The following is a 2959-nucleotide window of genomic DNA, read 5'->3' as shown; positions in this document are numbered from 1 at the left end:
GTTCTTTTAGCTCTTGCTTTTCTTCCGGACTCAAGTTCATGAGTTTTAGTAATTATTAGAAACTATTTATCATTAATAATATCATGATATCATGATTTTGGTATTTTTGCAAAACTGAGATGCACCCAGGTAAAGCACCTGATGTGATTATTGAGCTAATTTCTGAGAGTACAGCCAACACGGATAAAACTACTAAAAAATTAGTTTATCAAGACCAAGTCAGAGTACCAGAATATTTTTGGTACGACCCGTTTAATCCAGAAGATTTTGCCGGATTTAGGTTACACAATGGCGTCTATCAGCCTTTAACTGAAGATGAACAAGGACGACTAATTAGCGAAAGATTAGAATTAGCCTTAGTCCGTTGGCAAGGGGTTTATAAAAATAATGTTGATACGACTTGGTTACGTTGGGCTACTTTAGAGGGAATTGTGCTACCTACTGCTGAAGAGATAGCTGTGCAAGCTCAAGAAGAAGCAGCTCAAGCTCAACAAGAAGCTATCCAAGCTCAACAACAAGCTACCCAAGCTCAACAACAAGCTACCCAAGCTCAACAAGAAGCTACCCAAGCTCAACAACAAGCCGCTCAAGCTCAACAACGAGCTGAGCAACTGGCTGCTCGTTTACGAGCTATGGGTGTGGATCCTGATCAAGTATAGCGCTACGCGCAAGTCAGAAGTTAGAAGTCAGAAGTCAGGTGCGTAGGGTGCGTTAGGGGAGGGATTGCCATGATATTCAAGGTCGTAGCCAGTAGCCCCGTAACGCACCACCAAAAGGTAGGAGATGCACTGAGTTTATGATCAATAAATTGGAACGAGTTGCTCCATTTTCCCTACTCCCTACTCCCTACTCCCTGCTCCCTATTATTCATTATCAGCTCAGGTAAACGTTTTACAATGGTTCAGCAGATCCAACCAACTACCGATGATAGTTTTTATCCCGAAAGTGACGGCAAACCTTTGGCGGACAATACCCTTCAATTTGAACTAATTACTACCATTAAGTCTGGCCTAGACCTTAAATTTAAAGATGACCCCAATGTGTTTGTAGCAGGGGATTTGTTGTGGTATCCAGTACAAGGACAACCAAAAATTAACCAAGCACCGGATGTGATGGTGGTGATCGGTAGACCGAAAGGGCATCGGCGTTCTTACAAAACCTGGGTTGAAGATAACATTAATCCCCAGGTAGTTTTTGAAATAGCGTCACACACAAACACTATCAAAGAATTAGAAGAGGATAAACTCAAGTTTTACCAGAACCATGAGGTAGAAGAGTACTATCTCTATGATCCCAATCGGACAAAACTAAAAGGCTGGTTGCGTTCATCAGAAAAGTTAGAAGCTATCCCCCAGATGCTTGGTTGGGTTAGTCCCCGTTTAGGAATTACCTTTGAGTTAGTAGAGTCGGAATTGGTACTGTATTATCCTGATGGTAAGCCCTTTGCGAGCTATTTGGAAATCGTTGAACTCAAAGAGCAAGCTATTGAACTGAAACAGCAAGCAGAGAAAGCTTTAGAGCAAGAAAGAAGTCGTATGCAATCATTGCTGGAACAATTAAGAGCGAAAGGGATAGATCCAGAGGATTTTGAGCTTTGACTGCTTTTAAGCTTTCACCAAATTAAATCAAGATACAGCACAAAACCAGGCAAAACCTCTTCTCCGGATAAACTAGTGGGAGACTCTAAAACGTCAACGTCTTTACTTGGTCGATAAATTTCCACTTGTCGCTCTTTTCGATTAATCAACCAACCATTACGAGTACCATTGTCTCGGTATTCTTCCATTTTTTTGCGAATTGCTGTTAAGCTATCACTAGGAGAACGTAACTCAATCACAAAGTCAGGACACAGGGGCAAAAACTTTTATTGTTGTTGAGGAGTTAAAGAATTCCAGCTTTGTAATGGTATCCAAGATGCATCGGGAGAACGGTCGGCACCATTGGGGAGTTTAAAACCAGTGGAGGAATCGAAAGCAATTCCCAACTTGTTTTGACGGCTCCAGGCTTGAAGTTGGTAGCCTATTTCTAGATTACGGTTTCCTGTGCTGCCGCCAGTAGGTGAGATAATAATTAAATCTCTATTAGCATTGCGTTCAAATTTTAAATCATGGTTGTCTTGACAAAGCTGGAAAAATTGTTCGTCGGTAAGTTGAATTGATTGGATATCAAGGGTTAAGGTGGTCATGATAGTTTAGGGAAGGGATTAGGGAGTCGGGAGTAGGGAGTAGGGAGTAGGGAGAAGAAACTTGACTGTAGATTATAAGTATAGATAATTATACTTGACGCTATAGAGTTGTTTTAGTGATTGACCTTGGCCTTTGGGCCACGCTTGGCCTATGGCCAAGCTGCGCGAACGCGAATGGTCACGCTACGCTCCGGAAGCGTTTCGGCAAAGCCGACGCTACGCGAACGCAAAGCGTGGCCATAGGCCTCAGCTTCCGCGCTTATGCGAACGCCTCATCACTACCCAGCCCAAATAAAAAAACATATAACCAAACAGTAAAATAAAGTCAGGAAATGCGATTGACCTTTGGTCACGCTACGCTCCGGAAGCGTTTCGGCAAAGCCGACGCTACGCGAACGCAAAGCGTGGCCATAGGCCTCAGCTTCCGCGCTTATGCGATCGCATTTCCCGATTCCCGATTCCCGATTCCCGATTCCCGATTCCCGATTCCCTACTCCCGATTCCCTACTCCCTACTCCCTAACAAAAAAAAATAGCCGCAGAAATACTATCCACGGCCAGATGAACCTTATGAATTCAGATTTCACACCATTCCAGACATGCTCCCATGGGAGCAAACCCGATGGTTTTGCCAGGGGGCAAAGCCCCCTTTCAAGGGTATGTTTTTAAGATTCATCCAGGGGCAGGAGAAAAATCGGGAATAAATCTACCTGTAGGTAAAGGCATGCCCTTAATCGCAGATGCCAAAATTCTTAAAAATCCTCGTCTGAAACAA

Annotated in this window: 4 protein-coding genes and 1 pseudogene; 4 read left to right on the top strand and 1 reads right to left on the bottom strand. The window is 43.4% G+C overall.

Going from position 1 to position 2959, the window contains the following annotated elements:
* Positions 1–119 precede the first annotated feature (119 nt).
* Both F6K46_RS39060 and F6K46_RS39055 read left to right on the top strand, forming a co-directional pair.
* Positions 120–659 carry a Uma2 family endonuclease gene (locus tag F6K46_RS39060; RefSeq protein ID WP_366510889.1) on the top strand — a complete coding sequence of 180 codons (540 nt, stop codon included), beginning with the start codon at positions 120–122 and terminating at the stop codon, positions 657–659.
* 237 nt (positions 660–896) lie between these two features.
* On the top strand, positions 897–1598 hold the full coding sequence (locus tag F6K46_RS39055) for a Uma2 family endonuclease (RefSeq protein WP_293068689.1): 702 nt from the start codon (positions 897–899) through the stop codon (positions 1596–1598).
* A 14-nt stretch (positions 1599–1612) separates the two neighbouring features.
* Here F6K46_RS39055 and F6K46_RS39050 read toward each other — a convergent pair.
* Positions 1613–2185: pseudogene (locus tag F6K46_RS39050) on the bottom strand (Uma2 family endonuclease).
* A gap of 120 nt (positions 2186–2305) precedes the next feature.
* On the opposite strand from F6K46_RS39050, the gene F6K46_RS39045 reads away from it, so the two are divergent.
* Positions 2306–2428, top strand: a complete 123-nt coding sequence (locus F6K46_RS39045) for a hypothetical protein (protein ID WP_293068686.1) — start codon at positions 2306–2308, stop codon at positions 2426–2428.
* A gap of 89 nt (positions 2429–2517) precedes the next feature.
* Positions 2518–2853, top strand: a complete 336-nt coding sequence (locus F6K46_RS39040; protein WP_293068683.1) for a hypothetical protein — start codon at positions 2518–2520, stop codon at positions 2851–2853.
* The last annotated feature ends 106 nt before the right edge of the window (positions 2854–2959 follow it).

It is taken from the genome of Moorena sp. SIO3E8 (assembly GCF_010692445.1).
GTDB classification, from domain to species: Bacteria; Cyanobacteriota; Cyanobacteriia; order Cyanobacteriales; family Coleofasciculaceae; genus Moorena; species Moorena bouillonii.
The sequence above is the reverse complement of the archived record's forward strand: the minus strand, read 5'-3'. Positions and strand labels throughout refer to the sequence as shown.